This is a genomic window from Ruegeria sp. CDSC045, from assembly GCF_059610725.1.
This window is the reverse complement of the sequence record NZ_JBXWOE010000001.1, coordinates 241,842-259,087: the sequence shown is the minus strand read 5'-3', so window position 1 is coordinate 259,087 and position 17,246 is coordinate 241,842. Positions and strand designations below refer to the sequence as shown.

Here is a 17,246-nt window from a genome sequence, read left to right as displayed (position 1 = left end):
TACAACTCACCTTTTGATCAGGGCCCCAGATTGGGACGCGGCAAAAGGATAAAGGCCTGGTCACCAGTTGATGCGACAACAGGCGTCGAGACCCAGTCGCCTGGATCGAACGGAGGTGTAATCCCATCGCATCTATCGGGCTGCTTCCAGCACATGATGATCTCGGCCCCGGTCAGATAGTTTAACCGCAACCGCAGCCCCCGTTCGAATTGAACCCTGGCGTCTGCCGCACCATTCACGCCAAGAAAATGTCCATAAATATACACGGTTTCGGCCTGTTTAGGCAGGCTTTGCGCCAATGCGCGCGTTGCTTTTTGCCAAGGCGGGATGAACATAAACGATGTTTTTCCAATGAGCATCAAATTGATCATCAACACGCACATCAACAAGATACGCGAAACACTTAACCATCTTTTTGAAGACTGCAGAAACTGAACCCCACACGTGGTGAGCACGACCCCAAACAAGATCCAAAGCCAGTTCAATGCCCGGACAGGGACCTGCACCCCCGACATCATCGCCTTGAGGATAAGCGGTGCCAGGCCAGCAATTGCAGCCATCAGGATCGCGACGGCAAACAGCCGTCTTCGGGTAAACAGGAACCCCCAGGTGCCTGCAAATAGGGCCAAGAGCATCAAGCCATAGCTGATTGTCCCTCCGCCCATTGTATAGATGATGGATCGGAGGAATACTTTGACCTTGGTAAGGTTCAGCAGCAGGTCATCGACCGAATTTACTTCGTTCGGCCCACGCCATTCAGCAACCGGAATACCGAATATGCCATGGTAGAAGTAGTTCAGGGTGTAAACACACAGGAGCGCCAGAACCAGGCTGACAAAGAAAATGATCAACGTAACAGCGACGTTTGTATAGGTTTTTGGTGCCTTGTTTGACAGCAGGATCAGTGTCAGCAACAGGAACGGATAGGTCGTGTAGGCCATGAAGGATAAGGGCACTGCTAGAACCAACAGGGCCAGCGACACACGATGCGGAAGAAACAGAACTGCCAGGCTGTACAAGGTGATAACCCAGATCCCCGGCAGCAACGTGTTGAACCAGTATGAAATCAGGAATGCTGGAACCGAAAACGCAATGAATAGCGCAAGATAACCTTTGTACCAGATCGGGTCCGAACGCTCCATGATCGCGACTGCCGCCGCAGCCGAGAACAAGCCCCAGGCTATGTTATAGAGATACATGCTTATTTGTGAGGGCCATAGAAATGGCCGGAACTGCCACCAGTAGTTCAACCAACGACCTTCATCCAAGGCCTTGTGGTAGGCAATCTCGGTCCAGCCCAGCAGCGCCGGGAAATCATCATGACGTACGAAAGGGTCGAAAAGCTGTGGCCAGTTGATCAGGAACAACGCAGCGGTGCAAAGCAGGGACAGAAAAAGAAACTCCTGCCGAGGTGTTTTTTCCGTCATGATTTGTCGCCATATGACCTTGCAATAGCAGAGGCCCGGACCTGAGCGATAGCGGTGACAGCCGACCGGGGCAAGGCACGCACAACCAGCTTGCGTAGGGTCCAGCCTAAACTGCCGACCTCTTTCAACGCGCCGGGCGCGACTTTGGTATCCAGCACGTCCTGAGACAGCCGGACTTCCCCTGATTGGTTCGCATAGAGGACAGAATTATACCGATACCAGGGTTCGATCGATTGATCCCCGAACATCTCAGGCCGCAAACAATCATAGGCTGTGTATCCCCGTTCAGCGAACAAACCCTGCCAAAAGGACAGGCGCTGTTCATTTATGTGAAACTCGCCGCCCTGCCCCGGAACGGCGGCTGAGAACAGGACCAGATCGCTATGTGTGGTCAGGCTCTGAACCAGGCTGGCCGACGCGTCATGCGGCAAGTGTTCACCGACCTCAAGCGACTGAGCCAAATCAAACTGGCGTCCAAGCTCGACCGGTTCGGACAGATCTGCACCGATAAACGCCTCAGCCGGTATCGCAAGCTTGTCACGATCCACATAGTCGCCATCGACACCGGCAATATCCTTGCAACCCGCGGCCTGCCACTCGGACAGCCACACACCCCTCCCGCAGCCAAAGTCCACGACACTGTCCGCAGAGATTTTTCCTAGAAGGCAAGCAATTAGCCTGTTTGCGGACCGCCTGGCGCCCTGGTCAATATAGTCAAAGAACTCGTTTGAATAGATATGCGACATTGCCAATCTCTAGGTTGAATTCTGCGGTTTATAGACCCACAGCCGTAGGAACGCGAAGTTGATCACAGGTAGAACAACTACAACGACAGCGGCCGAGACAACTTCGCTCAGGCCAAAACGAGGGCCGGCCAGTCCGGTAATCGCAGCTGAAACCAGCAGCCCAATTCCGACCATGCAAAGAAACCGCCCAAACTGTGCAGGAACCACCAGCGCCTGCCCGAAGGTCCAGACTGTTTGCCCAATATATTGGATCAGGATTGCGGACCCAAAAGCCAATGCATTGGCGATCCAGGGCGAATGAAACACGCCCAACAGGCCCAGATAAGCCAGCATATAGTAACCAGCCACGCCTAAGCCCACGATGGCAAACCGGATTATGCGGCGCCGTTCGTTCATTTCTGCGCGGTCTTCTCTTCTACTATGGTGTCCGAAATCTCTGAGGTCTCTTGATCTACAAAATAGAGTGGTCGGTTTTTGGCCTCGATATACAGACGTCCGAGATATTCCCCCATGATTCCAAGCGTCAACAGCTGGATACCCGAGAAGAAACTGATCACCAGAACCGTCGACGCCCAACCCGCAACCGCGTTGTAAAGGATCAAGGACCAAAAGACGTAGACCGCCATCAGCGCGGCGATAATCAGTGTCAGAAAGGCCATTCGTGTGGCGATCTGCAGCGGTTTGATCGAAAAACTCGCCAGTGCATCAAGCGCAAAGCGGATCATCTTGGACATCGGGTATTTGGTCTCGCCCGCGATCCGTGGGTCGCGGATGTATTCGATCCCGATTTGACGGAAACCAACCCAAGCGAACATGCCCCGAACGAACCGCGCGCGTTCCGGCATACTCAGAACCGCATCCAGCGCCCGACGGCTGACAAGCCGGAAATCGCCCGTGTCATTTGGAATGGGTACGTCCGAAAGCCGGTTCAATATGCGGTAGAAACCATGAGCTGTTACTTTCTTAAACCAACTTTCGCCTTTTCGCTCACTCCGACGCCCGTAAACCACATCATAGCCCTGATCCATCATCGCCATCATGTCCGACAAAAGCTCCGGCGGGTCTTGCAGATCAGCATCCAACATGAAAATCCGCTGCCCTAGGGCTGCATTCAGCCCCGCTGTCAGAGCGATCTGGTGACCGCGGTTACCCGATAGCTTCAAACCGCGAATACGCGGGTGAAACTCGCTTTGGGCACAGATTGCGCGCCATGTTTCGTCATTAGACCCATCATCCACCAGAATAATCTCGGATTCGGCGTTCCACTGTTCAGTCGCAGCGATCAGGCGCTCCACCAGTAAGGGGATCGACTCCTCTTCGTTCATGCATGGAATGACGACAGACAGTAACATCTAACCTCCGGGCGCAATTTTGCTGCGCACCTATCGCAAAACGGACCAGCCAAGGAATAACGTTCACTTGGCGTTGTAGATGTATTGATATCTCAACACACGCATCAGCGAACAAGCCGGGCGCCGAGTTTTCACCTGTAGTTACCCAACCGACACAGGAATAGGCCCTAACCAACAGTTTGACTGCCTCGCATCCTGAAATTCCCTTGCCTGCAAGAAACAGTAATTCTGGGCCATCTAAATTGGATGAATTCGCTCAACATGGGTTATGTGAATCGCTTACCGAGCCTTTTTTGCTGGGGGGCTCGAAAACAATGTCTGAGATGTGAAACACCTAAGCGTCCAAGACAAGAGCTGGTGTTGTGGCGGAGAGACAGGGATTCGAACCCTGGAGACGGTCTCCCGCCTACACACTTTCCAGGCGTGCGCCTTCGACCACTCGGCCACCTCTCCGTGCGGGCGTTATTTGGACTATCGCCTGGGGATTTGCAAGGCCCGATTAGTGTAAAATTCTCTGGCTCGTTTCAGGCCCGAACTTGCCTCAGGGTTCGTCACCATCACCGTCGGAAAGATCAGCCTCGGTCAATTCGGCGGGCGAAGAGGCCGGGGGCGCTTTTGTCTCTGAAACAGGCTCAGATGGGGGCATTTGCGCGTTACCTGACGATTGAAGGGCCTCGGGGTTTCGCAGCCAGACATCACGCTGAGCAAACGGTATCTCGATCCCCTCTTCGACAAAGCGGCGATTGATCTCATGGTTCATGTCGGACTTCACCGAAAGAACCCAATTCACATCCCGCAAAATGGCGCGGATTTCAAAGTCCAGAGAATCCGCACCGAACCCCTGAAACACTACGCTGGGTGCCGGATTCGCCAATACCATCGGATGTGCGTTGGCGATTTCGCCCAGGATTGCCTCAACCACGCGGGTATCGGTACCATAGGCCACCCCGACCGGGACAATGACGCGTCCGATCGTGTTTCCACGGGTATAGTTGGTGACAACACCGCTGATCAGGTCCGAGTTCGGGACAATGACATCTGTTCGATCGAAGGTCTCAATCCGGGTCGAGCGTACCGAGATGTCGCGCACATAACCCATCATCCCGTTTACGTCGATCCAATCGCCTTTTGAGATCGGACGTTCGACCAAAAGGATAATGCCGGACACAAAGTTCGAGACAATGGTTTGCAGACCAAATCCGATCCCGACAGAGAGCGCCCCGGCCACGATGGCCAGAGATGACAGATCGAAACCCGCAACCATGATAGCGACCAAGGCTGCCAGAAAGATACCGACATACCCCGTCCCTGAAACAATCGCGTTTTGACCACCGGGATCAATGCTCGTCTTTGGCAACAAAGAGGTCCGCAACCCACCCTGCAGGGCGCGTGTCAGTCCGTATCCGATCAGGAAAACCACCAGAAAAGTAAAGAAATTACTGGGCGAGACGGTCACGCCCCCAATGTCGAACCCCAAAAGGAGCCGCGACCATGCCTCTAACAAATCGGTCTCGCGTGCGCCCCAGATCAGCGCCAGAACCGGCAGGGCCAAAATGGCCATGGCAAAGCCAATCAGAACCGAAAACAATGTGTCCCGGGCTGCCTCACCCTTGCGGGTTATCAATCCATAAACCGAAGTCAGGAATCGTTGAAGGATGATCAGTGCGGCAATCAGGATCAACGATTTTACCGCTGGAAAAACAATGGCCTCAGCCGCGTTGTTATAACCGATGGCAGCCAGAACTGGGCTGACAACTCCCAACAGGAACAATGCTCGGCGCAAGAATTCGACCAGCTGGATGACCCCGGTTCCACGGGCATTGCCATCAGGTTCTGCCTGCACCTCGGCAAGCCGTATCTGCCGCGCACGCAACAGTACCAGAGCAGTTGCAAGAATAACTGGGAAGCCCACAACCGCGCGCGTCGCATCCGAAGTATTCTCGATCTGTTCGAAAAGGTTCCCAAGATCATGCAAAATGAGAAAAACGGCAAGCAGATCCAGGTAGATTCGAAGCTCGGTGATCCGCTTTGGCGAGAGCTTTCTGAAACCCTGCGCCTGCTGCATTACATAGACCTGACGACCAATCCAGTCGTAGTACAGAACAATGGCCGCCCAGAACGGTACGTTTTGTATCAGAAGGGTTCCCCGCAATCCCAATATCCCCGTCAAGACGACGGCTTTTACCAGCAACAAAACACCCAGCCATGGCAGAATTATCCGAAACAGCGATGTCAGGAATGTCCATACGCCAGTTCCCTGCCCCCCTATGGTACGCAGATAGTTCCCAGCAGCCTCGGACCAACGTTTTCCATAGCCCAGCAAAACAATGGCCACGAAGACCAGCAAAAGAATTCCAAGCCCCTGTTTGCGAAGCTGCTCATGCACCACGTCTGTTTGGTAGTTCTGCACAGCCTCGTTGAAAAGGCTTCGGCCCGCTTCAGTCAGGTCAACCCAGGCTGGTCGCCAATAGCTGGGGTTCAGTGGCGATGGGCCGCGCTCCAACAGCTCTTTTTTCTGCCTATTTCGCAGGATCTGGTCAATTTCTGCGATCAGTCCGTTGGCGCGACTGAAGGCCTCGTCGGAAATGATATGCGGCACCCGCAGCGCGTTCAGTTGGTTTTCAAGATGTGAACGCAGCGTAGCAATGTCTTCCGGTTCGGTTGCATCACCTTCCGGTCCGGGACCCAAAGCCTTGATCTGGCTTTCAAGGGTCTGAATACGTTCGGTATTTGCACCACGCGCGCTGTTGAAAACATCTCGATAGGTATGAATTTCCGATCGCAGATTTTCCAGCGAAGCGTTCGAGGCCCGATTGGCCTCGATCACATCTTCGGCCCGATCCGCCGTTTTTACCCAACCCTGATAGTAGTCACTTTGCCGATCCGAAAGCTGGGCCGTTGCAGGGCCAGACAGAACTGCAAACAAAAGTGAAACAAGGGCCAGAAACAGGCGGACCTGCCGCAACATCATACGTCCTCGAAAACGCCCGGAATGCTACGCGGCGCCTCGGTCATCCAATCAGGAACAGGCAATTCTTTTTCGCGCAGGAATTCCGGGTTGAACAGCTTGGATTGATAGCGCGTGCCATAATCACACAGGATGGTAACAATGGTATGGCCCGGACCCAGATCCTTGGCCAGGCGCACGGCGCCAGCCATGTTGATAGCGGTCGATCCGCCCATGACCAGACCTTCGTCACGCAGAAGGCCAAAGATATAGGGCAACGCTTCGTTATCCGTCATCTGATAGGCGAAATCCGGTTTGAACCCCTCAAGGTTCTTGGTGATCCGCACCTGGCCAATACCTTCCGCGATCGAGCTTCCCTCCATCGCGATCTCACCGGTTTTGTAATAGGAATACAACCCGGCCCCCATCGGATCGACCAATGCGATCTTGACGCCTTTGGGCTGCAGGGCCTCGGCCACACCGGCCAACGTGCCACCTGAACCAACCGCACTAACAAAGCCGTCGACTTTACCGCCGGTTTGCTCCCAGATCTCGGGGCCGGTGGTCTCGACATGGCTCTGACGGTTGGCGACGTTGTCGAACTGATTGGCCCAGATTGCGCCATTGGGTTCCGTCTGCGCCAGTTCTTCAGCTAGACGGCGAGAGTAATGTACAAAGTTGTTCGGGTTGCGATACGGCGCCGCCGGGACCTGAACCAACTGTGCACCCGCAAGACGCAGCATGTCTTTCTTTTCTTCGGACTGGGTCTCCGGGATCACGATCACGGTCTTGAAGCCCATCGACGCCCCGACAAGCGCCAGACCGATACCGGTGTTTCCAGCGGTGCCTTCAACGATGGTGCCCCCCGGTTTCAGGTCGCCCCGTGCTATGGCATCGCGAATGATATAAAGAGCGGCACGGTCCTTGACCGATTGACCAGGATTCATGAACTCGGCCTTGCCAAGAATTTCACACCCGGTTTCCTCACTGATACGGCGCAGCCGGATCAACGGAGTTTTCCCTACTGCGTCGGCAAGGTCTTTCGCAATGCGCATGGCGCCCTCATTTCTTTACGTATCAACGAAGATTTACAGATGCTACGCAACAACCACAAGCCGCGATCACGCCCCACGCAACCTGTCTCTGTTCCGAGCTAGCCAATGCGCCAGTGACAATAGCGGCAAATCCTTGAACCCATGCCCGTCGACTTGATCCATGAACTGAGCATAGGGAATGATTTTGGTGCGGATATCCTCACCTTCTGAGGCCAACCCGCCATCGTCTATCGTTTTCTCAAGATCGGCCAACCCTACGTAAAGATAGACGTATTCGGTGGACGATCCGCTGGACGAATAGGCCTCTCCGGCAAATTCAAGCGACTTGAGGTTGATCTGGGCTTCTTCCATCGCCTCACGCCGCGCAGCCCGTTGCGGCGTTTCACCGGGGTCAATCATGCCTGCAACGGGTTCCCACATCCACGGCTCGGGGTCTTCGATCAGGAAAACCGGCGTCCTAAATTGTTCAACCAAAAGCACCGCATCACGCCCCGGATCATATGGCAGAACCACCACAGCACTGCCCTGCATCAATCCATTGCGGTTCAGCACCGACCCCATCGTGCCGTCATTCCTTCGGTGTTGAAGCTGAACCTCCTGCATGCCGAAATAGTCAATATAGGCATGGGTATGCTCGTGTACGATCACATCCTTCTTCGGATCACGCGCGTCACCGGTTCCGCGTTTGCGTGCAGCCAGCTTGGCCCAGGCGCGGGTTCGGATCGACGGAAAACTGCGCGCGATCTTGAGGGCATCGGCCTTGCCGTAATAGCCCATGACCTCTTGCGCGGCGGTTAGGGTCAGATCCGCCCACGCGTCTGCCCAGTCCTGCAAGGACCATAGCTCACCGGGCGACCACAGGTCAGGCTCGGGAAAGAACACGCTGACTTCGACAACAGAGCCATCGGGCAATTCAACGGGCTGCCGCTGCAGATCATAATCAAACCCCCCTTCATAGAAAATCAGTCGCCTGAAATCCTCGGGTTCGAGGCCCTGAACCAGAAGGCCATCCGCAACGCCCCCACGTTCTGGCTGGATCATCGGAAATGCCTCGTCGCGCACGCTGTAAACCGCGTGATCCTTCAGCTTGGCCTCTGACAAAGTCAGGCGTGACAGCGGACGGCCAAGCACCAGTTGCAGCAGTGGCAGATGCCGAAGCGTGCCATAGAAAAACAGATCGTTCACAAGGGTATCTCGCGTTGGTATTTGGGTGCTAGCGCCAGCGGCGGCTTGCTTCTTCCGTCGCCAAACCGGCGATAAGAGCGCCAATAGCCAAAGTCCACAGAATTTCCGGAGCTAACAACTGTTCGCCATATCCAACGCCAATCTTGAATATCGCCATAAGGGCCTCGAACGGGCCGTCATAGCGGTGGCGCATGGCCAAGCGGAACATCTCATAGGTGCCCTGAACGAAAAGACCCCAAAACACCAGCGAGGCAATGCCTGTCAATCCGTTATTGACGGCAGCGGTCCACCCTTTGCCGGTTCGCTTACCCATGATTTTCCAACCACACGCGACCCCAAGGGCCATGTTGACGACAGTGAAGTAGCCATAGCTTTTGCCTTCTTCACCATTTGCTATGATCATGCTGGAAACCAGAAATGCCACCACCGCCAGACAAAGGGCTGCGACAAGACGTGAGGCGCTGGGCATTCTAAAGGTCCGTTTACTAAGTAGGTTTCGCTATGGTGATCTGTGTCACATCACAGTTGCCGGTGTCAAAGGCCGCGCCGCAAGCGGTCAAATAATAATTCCACATGCGGCGAAAACGCTCATCAAACCCCATTCCCGAAATCTCGTCCCATTTGTCATTGAACGTCTCGTACCAGCGGCGCAGTGTCAGATCATAGCTTTTGCCGAATTCTTTTGACTTCACCACGGTCAGACCCGCATTCTCCACCTGCTCCTGCAGAATTGTCGGAGCCGGAAGCATCCCCCCCGGAAAGATATATTTCTGAATGAAATCAACACCATTCTTATACACATCCCAGCGATGATCGCCGACGGTAATGATTTGCAAGGTTGCCTGTGCGCCAGGTTTTAAGCGATCACGGATAGTGTCGAAATAGACCGGCCAATATTTCTGACCAACCGCCTCGAACATCTCAATAGAGGCGATCCCGTCATATTGGCCCCGTTCGTCACGATAATCCTGCAGCTTCAGATCAACTAAATCTGTAAGTCCTTCTTTTTCAATGCGTTGACGGGCAAAGCTCAACTGTTCCTTGCTGATCGTCAAGCCTGTGACCCGCAGGCCACGCTCTTTTGCTGCATATTCGGCGAAACCACCCCATCCGCAGCCAATTTCCAGAATATGGTCACCGGGTTTGGCACCCATTTCATCAACCAGACTGGCGTATTTAGCGGTTTGTGCCTTTTCCAAGCTTTCCTGTCCGGTTTCGAACAAGGCACTGGAATAGGTCATGGTATCATCTAGCCATAACCCATAGAATTCATTACCTAAATCGTAATGATAAGAGATATTCTTTTTAGCCTGTCGACGGTTGTTTCGATGCAACCAAAAGCGCAGGCGTTCATAGGCCTGTACCAGAAATTTCCCGGTGAAATCGTCGTACACGGTCTCGGTACCCAGATGCACTAGATCCATGAAGGCACGCAGATCTGGTGTGCTCCAATCGCCTTCCAGATATCCGTCTGAAAACCCCAGCTCACCCTCCCGGATAAGTCGTGCAAATACGTCCGGATTGTGAATATCGACCCGTGCGACAGGCCCAGGGCGTTTGCCTTCGGTTCGAAATACACGACCGTCTGGCAAGGCAATATCAAGCTGCCCCTGCTCCATCTGGTTCAGCATATTCAGAACATGTGCAAAATATCTTGGCAGGTCTGTCTGCCCTTCGATTGTAGTTAGAACCATCCGCTCTCCCCTGTGCGGTTGTTGTAGAAGGCTAAAACGAGTTTGTGTTTCTGGCAAGTTTTCAGTTCTTTACCGGCTTTTTCGGCCCTCGTAGGCCGACAAGGCGCGCGCGCGCCCTTCGGCCAAACCCACAACAGGGTTTGGGTATGGCGCGGACGGATCAAGACCCCACTTGCAGGGAATGGCTTCAAAATAATCAAGTGCGCTTGAGGGCGGGTTTGATTGTCCTTCGGCCACCCATTTCCGCACATAGTCGCAATAGGGATCATATTTTTTTTGCTGCGCCTCGGGGTTAAAAATACGGAAAAACGGGGACGCATCTGGGCCGGACCCAGCAACCCATTGCCAACCCATCGCATTTGAGGCCGGATCCCAATCGGTCAGGCAATCGGAAAACCAGCCCATACCGATTTTCCAGTGCGCCATCAGATGTTTGGTCAAATAACTGGCGACAATCATCCGTGCGCGATTGTGCATGCGACCTGTGACGTACATCTGTCGCAACCCAGCATCGACCACGGGAATGCCTGTCCTTGCCTGCTTCCAAGCAATGATCTCGGGGCTAGAGACGTTCTGGCCCCAAGGGAACTGATCCCATTCCGGTTTCCAGTTGTTGCTTAACAAATGAGGCGTATGGAACATCAAATGATAGGCAAATTCACGCCAAACCAACTGTCGCAAATAGGCTTGGGTACCGGACATGCCGAACATCTCTGCGCCCTGGAGGGCGTGCCAGACGCTACGCGGTCCAATCTCACCCAGCGATAAATATTCGGAAATGCCCGACGTTCCATCCTCGGCCAGTTGATCCCGGGCTTCGGGATACCCCGAAAGCCGTTCCAAGAACCGATGGAGCGTTTTGAACGCTGCGTCTTCCCCTGGCTGTACATAGCGGGCGCAAACTGATGCACCGCGATTCATTCCCGCGGCCATTCCCCACGACTCCAGAGTATCTGTATGCGGCCATTCCTTCGGCGGGGCCAGCGCGGCGGGTCGCGCATGTGGAAATGGAACCTCGCGTCTCTGTACCGATCGCCACATTGGTGTAAACACGCGAAAAGGCGTTCCGGTCTTGGTCTGGACGGTCCAGGGCTCAAAAAGCAGGTGCCCGGAAAACGATTTGGGCTGTACGCCCAGTTTGGTCAGAGCCGTCTTGATCCTTGTATCTCGGGCAATCGTGTCCGGATCGTAAGCCCGAGACCAATAGACCTCTGTGGATCCGGTTTCCTTGATCAGGTTTTGCAGAACCTCCAACGCATCCCCGCGTCGCAAGATCAGACGGCTTCCCAACTGCGCCAACGCACGGTCAAACACCTCGAGGCCCTTGCCGAGGCGCCATTTAGGAGCCGCACCCAAGGCCTGCCCGAGATCGTCGAAAATATAGACCGGAATGATTGGCCGCCCCGTTGCCGAAGCAGCGCTGAGTGCAGGATGGTCCGACAGTCGCAAATCCTGTCGAAACCACATAACTATCGGCGGGCTCTTGGGTCCCATGACTGCTCCGTATTGTTTACCTTTCTACGCAGCAGTGCCAGAACTGGATCACAAAACAGCGTCCAACGCATTCAAAAGCTGATCAATTTCCCGTTTCGATGTGTAATGCGTAAAGCTGACTCGCAAAACACCTTGATCCAGATCCACACCCATGGCCTGTAAAGGACGCACGGCATAGAAATCTCCGCCACCGGCCATAACCCCATGCGATGCAAGACTGGCAGCAACAGATTCAGCATTTCGGTTCAGCGCCAGCGCGACCGTTGGCGCACGCCGCGAGGCATCAGAGGTTCCGATCAGACGGACTGCATTGCGATCTTTAACCGCATCCAGAACCGGTTGTAGCAGGGCGATTTCGTGCCCGCGCATCAGGTCGTGGACAAACGCCCCCCGCGCTGCAGCACCAGTTCCGGGTCCGTCATGATGTTCGCATAAAAGATCGACGTAATCCGCCATCCCCGCACTGGCGGCGATCTGTGCGTGATCCGGCCCTGCAGGGGTAAAGCGTTGATAAAGAACATCGCCGTTGAAATAGTGCCCCTGATTGGGCAACAGCTCACCCAATGCCCGGCGGATCACCATGCATCCCTGATGAGGACCATAGGTTTTATACGCCGAAAACAGATAGATATCCGGTCCCAGATCACCGACATTCGGAAATCCATGCGGCGCGTAAGAGACACCGTCGACGCAGACAAACGCGCCTGCCGCATGTGCAATCGCAGTTATCTCGGTAACCGGATTGATTTCCCCGACCACGTTCGAACAATGCGGAAAACAGACCAGACGCACCTTTTCGTCCAGAATGTCCTCAAGATCCTGCGGGTTCAGAGACCCGGATTCGGGGTCTATCTGCCATTCGCGAACCTCTATGCCTTCATCAGCAAGACGGCGCCAAGGCCCCGAATTGGCCTCATGATCTTGATTTGTCACGACAATCGCATCACCCGGCTGCATCCACTGTCGGAATGCCTGCGCCAGAACATAGGTGTTCTGCGTGGTCGACGGGCCAAAGCTCAGTTCATCTGCATCCACACCCATGATCGCAGCCATTCGGGCGCGGGCCTCGTCCATTTCCTCTCCGGCCAGACGGCTGGCATCATAGGGGGCATAGGGCTGTACCTTGCGCTGGGTGTAATAGCGCGTCAAACGATCAAGCACCGGCTTGCAAGTATATGATCCACCAGCATTTTCGAAAAATGCCTGTCCCTGCAGGCTGGGTTCGGAAAAAGCCGGGAACTGCGACCGAACAAGATTGATATCCAGAGTGCTCATGGCACGTGCCTCCTTGATCATGCTTGCCTATCCAAGAGGTGCCCGAGCATGATTTCGGAACCCTCAGAAATCATGGCAGGTCTTCCAGCCCAGCCGACACGTTCAGGTGCCCGCAGAACCTGCGCCTTTGCCGCGCAAGTACGCCGACAAATTGCCCACAGCTTTTGCCATCGTCAAGAACACTGTGCCCTGAACCAAAGAAAAAGCCGGGCAATTATGCCCGGCCTTGAAAATGAGTACCGTTCGGGTGTCTAGCCCTGAACTTTTGTGTAGGTTCCCTCACCGGCTAGGATACCGCGGAAACCGCCCGGCTCATCCAATCCGAATACGATCAGAGGCAGGTTATTGTCGCGCGCTAGCGCAATGGCCGATGCATCCATGACTTTCAGCCGCTTTGCCAACACGTCATCGTAGCTGACCGAGTCATAACGCACCGCATCCGCATGTTCTTTGGGGTCTTTGTCATAGACACCGTCCACGCCGTTCTTACCCATAAAGATCGCCTCGCAAGCCATCTCATTGGCGCGCAGTGTCGCTGCGGTATCTGTGGTGAAATACGGATTCCCTGTTCCAGCAGCAAAGATGCAGACCCGTTTCTTTTCCAGATGCCGCACAGCGCGGCGGCGGATGTAAGGCTCGCAAACCTCATCCATACGAATGGCCGAGATCACACGAGTAAACACGCCAACCTCCTCAAGCGCCGATTGCATGCCAAGCGCATTCATGACCGTAGCCAGCATACCCATGTAATCCGCCGTAGTCCGTTCCATCCCCTGAGCTGAACCGCTGAGACCGCGAAAGATGTTGCCACCACCGATGACCATACAAATCTCGACCCCTAGATCGTGAACTGACTTTACCTCTTGCGCGATGCGCTGAACGGTGGGCGGATGCAGGCCAAAACCCTGATCTCCCATCAGCGCCTCGCCCGAAATCTTCAGCATCACTCGGCTGTATTTCGCCTTGGTTGTATCGACAGTGTCGGTTGTGGGGGAAAGGGTCATGTTGCGCTCCGGGCTGGCACGGGTTTAATTCCGGCGCAAAATGAAGCAAAAGCTCCGCGGGTTCAATGCGGATGATGAGGAATGAGGCAACCTGAATGGCCAATGCCAAGATGACGCAGTTTTGGGACAGCCTTCCCCCTATTCCTGACGACAAACCCGTCTTGATCGCCGGGCCTACCGCATCGGGGAAATCAGCATTGGCGCTGAAGATCGCCGAAACGTTCGGCGGCGTGATCGTCAATGCAGACGCAAGCCAGGTTTATGATTGCTGGCGCGTGATCTCGGCGCGTCCCTCCGCCGAGGAAGAAGCCCACGCGCCGCATCTGCTTTATGGTCATGTGCCTTATGATCAGAACTATTCGACTGGCCACTGGTTGCGCGAGGTCAAGCCATTGCTGTCCGGCGGAAAGCGCCCCATCATTGTGGGCGGTACAGGTTTGTATTTTTCTGCCCTGACCGAAGGTATGGCCGATATCCCGGCGACTCCGACCAAAGTTCGGGCTGCCGCGGATCAACTGGACCTAGCTACACTGATTGATGGGGTCGATGCCAAAACCCTGGCCGGGATTGACACCCGGAATCGCGCCCGCGTTCAACGTGCGTGGGAAGTTCAGCAAGCCACCGGGCGCAGCTTGCGGGACTGGCAAGCCGACACCCCACCTCCGGTTCTGAACCCGCAAGACGCCGTGCCCATTGTGTTTGATGTCGACAAAGAATGGCTATTGGATCGGATCAGGCGCCGGTTTGACCTGATGCTGGAAAGTGGTGCTTTGGAAGAAGTTGAGGCGATGCGAAACCGGTATGACGCCTTGCTGCCGTCTTTCAAGGCCATCGGCGTTCCCGAGTTGATAGCCTATCTTGAAGGCCGTATCACACTGGATGACGCGCGCGAGCGTGCCACAATCTCGACCCGTCAATTTGCCAAACGTCAGCGCACGTGGTTTCGCGCACGCATGAAAAACTGGATTCGCGTTGATTTATCAAAGTGATACTTAACGTAGTTACAAACCCATTTTCAGGACACCAACCGCAGATTCCAAGTGATCGAATCTGATTGGCGGTCACTATTCGAATTACCTAGAGCACAGATTAAGCATCCGCGATGACGGAAACTTCGGCCGCAACATGTCGCTTTTGTGCAGTTGATGACGATTTCCGACATTGACCTCATGGGAAATCTGGTGCCGAATGACGCCATGGGGATGCTGCATATCCAAAAAAGAACACACGAACCTGCTGCCTGGCACCAACTGGTCTGAGCGGTTCAGAGCTACTTCATCAAAATCGATGTCACAGGGAGAGACATTAATGAAACACCAAACCATTACCGGAGCGCCGATCCATCGTGCCGCGGAAATGCACGCGCAAGAGTACCGCGACGGGCAACTAAGCCGCCGCGAGTTTCTGGCGCGCGTGACGGCATTGGGGGTTACCGTCCCCGCCGCCTATGGAATGATCGGCCTGGCGTCTCCGGCACAAGCACAAGAGCCACCGCGCGGTGGAACTATCCGCTATCAGATGGAAGTGCGCGGCCTGAAAGATCCACGTACTTATGACTGGACGCAAATTGCGACCTTCACGGCTGGCTGGCTGGAATATCTGGTCGAATACAACAATGACGGTTCGTTCAAGCCGATGTTGCTGGAAAGCTGGGAATCCAACGATGACGCGACTGAGCACACGCTGAACGTTCGCAAAGGCGTCAAGTGGAACAACGGTGATGACTTCACCGCAGCGGATGTCGCCCGCAACATCGAAATGTGGTGTGACGCGGCAGTCGAGGGGAACTCGATGGCATCGCGCATGTCATCCCTGGTTGACGAGGCAACCCAGAAAGCGGGTGAAGGTGCAATCACTGTGGTCGATGATCACACGGTCAAGCTGACCTGCAACACGCCCGATATCACGATCATTCCTGGTATGGCCGACTATCCGGCAGCCATCGTGCACAGCAGCCACGATCCCAACAATATGCTGGCCAACCCGATTGGCACTGGCTTCATGATCCCTGAAAGCCACGAAGTGGGCGTAAAGGGTGTACTGGTCCGCAATGAAGAGCACGACTGGTGGGGATATGCTGCGGGCAAGGGTGGCTATATCGATCGGATCGAATTCATCGACTACGGCACCGACCCTGCGGCCTTCCTGGCTGCTTATGAGGCCGAAGAGATCGACATGAACTGGGAGTCGGTCGGCGAATTCGTAGACATCTTTGACAGCATCGGTCTGACACGCTCCGAGATCCCATCGGGCTTTACAATCGTCATCCGCCCGAACCAGCTGGCCGAAGATGCCGACGGCAACAAGATCTACGCCGACAAACGTGTGCGGCAAGCCCTGGCCATGGCCGTCGACAACGCCGTCTGCCTGGAGCTGGGCATGTCGGGATACGGCATTCCTGCCGACAACTGCCACGTTGGTCCGATGCACCCGGAATATGATTCCGCTGTGACCCGCCTGCCCTTTGATCCCGCAGCGGCCAAAGCGCTGATGGACGAGGCCGGAATGGGTGACTTCGAGCATGAGGTTCAGTCCATCGACGACGACTGGCGCCGCAACACGACCGCGGCCGTGGTCGCTCAGTTGAACGATGCCGGCATCAAGGCACGTCATACGGTTCTTCCGGGTTCGACCTTCTGGAACGACTGGACGAAATACGCCTTCTCCTCGACCAACTGGAACCACCGCCCGCTGGGCACGCAGGTTCTGGCGCTGGCCTACAAATCGGGCGTAGCCTGGAACGAGGCTGGTTTCGCCAATGACGAGTTCGACGCGCTTCTGGCCGAGGCAAACTCGATCGCGGATGTCGACAAACGTCGCGAAGTCATGGCCAAGCTGCAGGCGATCATGATCGAAGAAGGCGTGACCATCCAACCCTATTGGCGGACGGCGATGCGTCACCACCGGGACAATATGGTTGGGGTTGAAAAGCACATCGCCGACCTGCCACAAATCTATAAGTTCGGCATTCTTTCCTAAGCCGACATATACAAGCCGCGCCGATTGGGCGCGGCTTTTTCGTCCGTATCGTGGCGACCAAAAAACAGCGAAGTGTGGGGCTTTTGAC

At 55.0% G+C, this 17,246-nt stretch carries 14 protein-coding genes and 1 tRNA gene; 2 read left to right on the top strand and 13 right to left on the bottom strand.

Annotated elements, in window-relative coordinates; genetic code table 11:
• Nucleotides 1-17: 17 nt before the first annotated feature.
• From AC2FH6_RS01265 to pyrH, 13 genes are all read right to left on the bottom strand, one after another.
• Complete coding sequence (locus AC2FH6_RS01265) at nucleotides 18-1,427, bottom strand: hypothetical protein (RefSeq protein WP_496700843.1); 1,410 nt, start codon at nucleotides 1,425-1,427, stop codon at nucleotides 18-20.
• On the bottom strand, nucleotides 1,424-2,173 hold the full coding sequence (locus AC2FH6_RS01260) for a methyltransferase domain-containing protein (RefSeq protein ID WP_496700180.1): 750 nt from the start codon (nucleotides 2,171-2,173) through the stop codon (nucleotides 1,424-1,426). Before AC2FH6_RS01260 ends, AC2FH6_RS01265 begins: the two co-directional genes overlap by 4 nt.
• A gap of 9 nt (nucleotides 2,174-2,182) precedes the next feature.
• On the bottom strand, nucleotides 2,183-2,569 hold the full coding sequence (locus AC2FH6_RS01255) for a GtrA family protein (protein WP_496695215.1): 387 nt from the start codon (nucleotides 2,567-2,569) through the stop codon (nucleotides 2,183-2,185).
• The gene (locus AC2FH6_RS01250; protein WP_496700840.1) at nucleotides 2,566-3,525 is read right to left on the bottom strand and encodes a glycosyltransferase family 2 protein; all 960 of its coding nucleotides are present in this window, start codon (nucleotides 3,523-3,525) and stop codon (nucleotides 2,566-2,568) included. The genes AC2FH6_RS01255 and AC2FH6_RS01250 overlap by 4 nt, the downstream gene beginning before the upstream one ends.
• Before the next feature lie 363 nt (nucleotides 3,526-3,888).
• Nucleotides 3,889-3,978: transfer RNA gene (locus AC2FH6_RS01245), tRNA-Ser, on the bottom strand.
• An 88-nt stretch (nucleotides 3,979-4,066) separates the two neighbouring features.
• Nucleotides 4,067-6,493, bottom strand: coding sequence for a DUF3772 domain-containing protein (locus AC2FH6_RS01240; protein WP_496700838.1), 2,427 nt, complete (start codon nucleotides 6,491-6,493; stop codon nucleotides 4,067-4,069).
• Nucleotides 6,493-7,527 carry a cysteine synthase A gene (locus tag AC2FH6_RS01235; RefSeq protein ID WP_496700836.1) on the bottom strand — a complete coding sequence of 345 codons (1,035 nt, stop codon included), beginning with the start codon at nucleotides 7,525-7,527 and terminating at the stop codon, nucleotides 6,493-6,495. Before AC2FH6_RS01235 ends, AC2FH6_RS01240 begins: the two co-directional genes overlap by 1 nt.
• Nucleotides 7,528-7,593: 66 nt before the next feature.
• Nucleotides 7,594-8,712: an NUDIX domain-containing protein gene (locus AC2FH6_RS01230; RefSeq protein WP_496700834.1), complete on the bottom strand. Its 1,119-nt coding sequence runs from the start codon at nucleotides 8,710-8,712 to the stop codon at nucleotides 7,594-7,596.
• 28 nt (nucleotides 8,713-8,740) lie between these two features.
• A complete protein-coding gene (locus tag AC2FH6_RS01225) occupies nucleotides 8,741-9,181 on the bottom strand; it encodes a TrgA family protein (protein ID WP_142634225.1) in 441 nt (146 codons plus the stop codon).
• 16 nt (nucleotides 9,182-9,197) lie between these two features.
• Nucleotides 9,198-10,406, bottom strand: a complete 1,209-nt coding sequence (locus AC2FH6_RS01220) for a class I SAM-dependent methyltransferase (protein WP_496687748.1) — start codon at nucleotides 10,404-10,406, stop codon at nucleotides 9,198-9,200.
• Nucleotides 10,407-10,475: 69 nt separating this feature from the next.
• Nucleotides 10,476-11,900, bottom strand: a complete 1,425-nt coding sequence (locus AC2FH6_RS01215) for a cryptochrome/photolyase family protein (RefSeq protein WP_496700832.1) — start codon at nucleotides 11,898-11,900, stop codon at nucleotides 10,476-10,478.
• Between the two features lie 48 nt (nucleotides 11,901-11,948).
• Nucleotides 11,949-13,175, bottom strand: coding sequence for an aminotransferase class V-fold PLP-dependent enzyme (locus AC2FH6_RS01210; RefSeq protein ID WP_496700831.1), 1,227 nt, complete (start codon nucleotides 13,173-13,175; stop codon nucleotides 11,949-11,951).
• 251 nt (nucleotides 13,176-13,426) lie between these two features.
• A complete protein-coding gene (gene pyrH, locus AC2FH6_RS01205; RefSeq protein ID WP_271946712.1) occupies nucleotides 13,427-14,179 on the bottom strand; it encodes a UMP kinase in 753 nt (250 codons plus the stop codon).
• A 95-nt stretch (nucleotides 14,180-14,274) separates the two neighbouring features.
• On the opposite strand from pyrH, the gene miaA reads away from it, so the two are divergent.
• Both miaA and AC2FH6_RS01195 read left to right on the top strand, forming a co-directional pair.
• Nucleotides 14,275-15,168 carry a tRNA (adenosine(37)-N6)-dimethylallyltransferase MiaA gene (gene miaA / locus AC2FH6_RS01200; RefSeq protein WP_496700829.1) on the top strand — a complete coding sequence of 298 codons (894 nt, stop codon included), beginning with the start codon at nucleotides 14,275-14,277 and terminating at the stop codon, nucleotides 15,166-15,168.
• A 319-nt stretch (nucleotides 15,169-15,487) separates the two neighbouring features.
• Entirely contained in the window at nucleotides 15,488-17,158 is a 1,671-nt protein-coding gene (locus AC2FH6_RS01195) for an ABC transporter substrate-binding protein (protein ID WP_496690672.1), read from the top strand.
• Nucleotides 17,159-17,246 lie beyond the last annotated feature (88 nt).

What these genes read in the sequence shown, in the direction of transcription:
- AC2FH6_RS01265 (WP_496700843.1), bottom strand. Translation starts at nt 1,427, where the DNA reads ATGACGGAAAAAACACCTCGGCAGGAGTTTCTTTTTCTGTCCCTGCTT.
- AC2FH6_RS01260 (WP_496700180.1), bottom strand. Translation starts at nt 2,173, where the DNA reads ATGTCGCATATCTATTCAAACGAGTTCTTTGACTATATTGACCAGGGC.
- AC2FH6_RS01255 (WP_496695215.1), bottom strand. Translation starts at nt 2,569, where the DNA reads ATGAACGAACGGCGCCGCATAATCCGGTTTGCCATCGTGGGCTTAGGC.
- AC2FH6_RS01250 (WP_496700840.1), bottom strand. Translation starts at nt 3,525, where the DNA reads ATGTTACTGTCTGTCGTCATTCCATGCATGAACGAAGAGGAGTCGATC.
- AC2FH6_RS01240 (WP_496700838.1), bottom strand. Translation starts at nt 6,493, where the DNA reads ATGTTGCGGCAGGTCCGCCTGTTTCTGGCCCTTGTTTCACTTTTGTTT.
- AC2FH6_RS01235 (WP_496700836.1), bottom strand. Translation starts at nt 7,527, where the DNA reads ATGCGCATTGCGAAAGACCTTGCCGACGCAGTAGGGAAAACTCCGTTG.
- AC2FH6_RS01225 (WP_142634225.1), bottom strand. Translation starts at nt 9,181, where the DNA reads ATGCCCAGCGCCTCACGTCTTGTCGCAGCCCTTTGTCTGGCGGTGGTG.
- AC2FH6_RS01220 (WP_496687748.1), bottom strand. Translation starts at nt 10,406, where the DNA reads ATGGTTCTAACTACAATCGAAGGGCAGACAGACCTGCCAAGATATTTT.
- AC2FH6_RS01215 (WP_496700832.1), bottom strand. Translation starts at nt 11,900, where the DNA reads ATGGGACCCAAGAGCCCGCCGATAGTTATGTGGTTTCGACAGGATTTG.
- AC2FH6_RS01210 (WP_496700831.1), bottom strand. Translation starts at nt 13,175, where the DNA reads ATGAGCACTCTGGATATCAATCTTGTTCGGTCGCAGTTCCCGGCTTTT.
- pyrH (WP_271946712.1), bottom strand. Translation starts at nt 14,179, where the DNA reads ATGACCCTTTCCCCCACAACCGACACTGTCGATACAACCAAGGCGAAA.
- miaA (WP_496700829.1), top strand. Translation starts at nt 14,275, where the DNA reads ATGGCCAATGCCAAGATGACGCAGTTTTGGGACAGCCTTCCCCCTATT.
- AC2FH6_RS01195 (WP_496690672.1), top strand. Translation starts at nt 15,488, where the DNA reads ATGAAACACCAAACCATTACCGGAGCGCCGATCCATCGTGCCGCGGAA.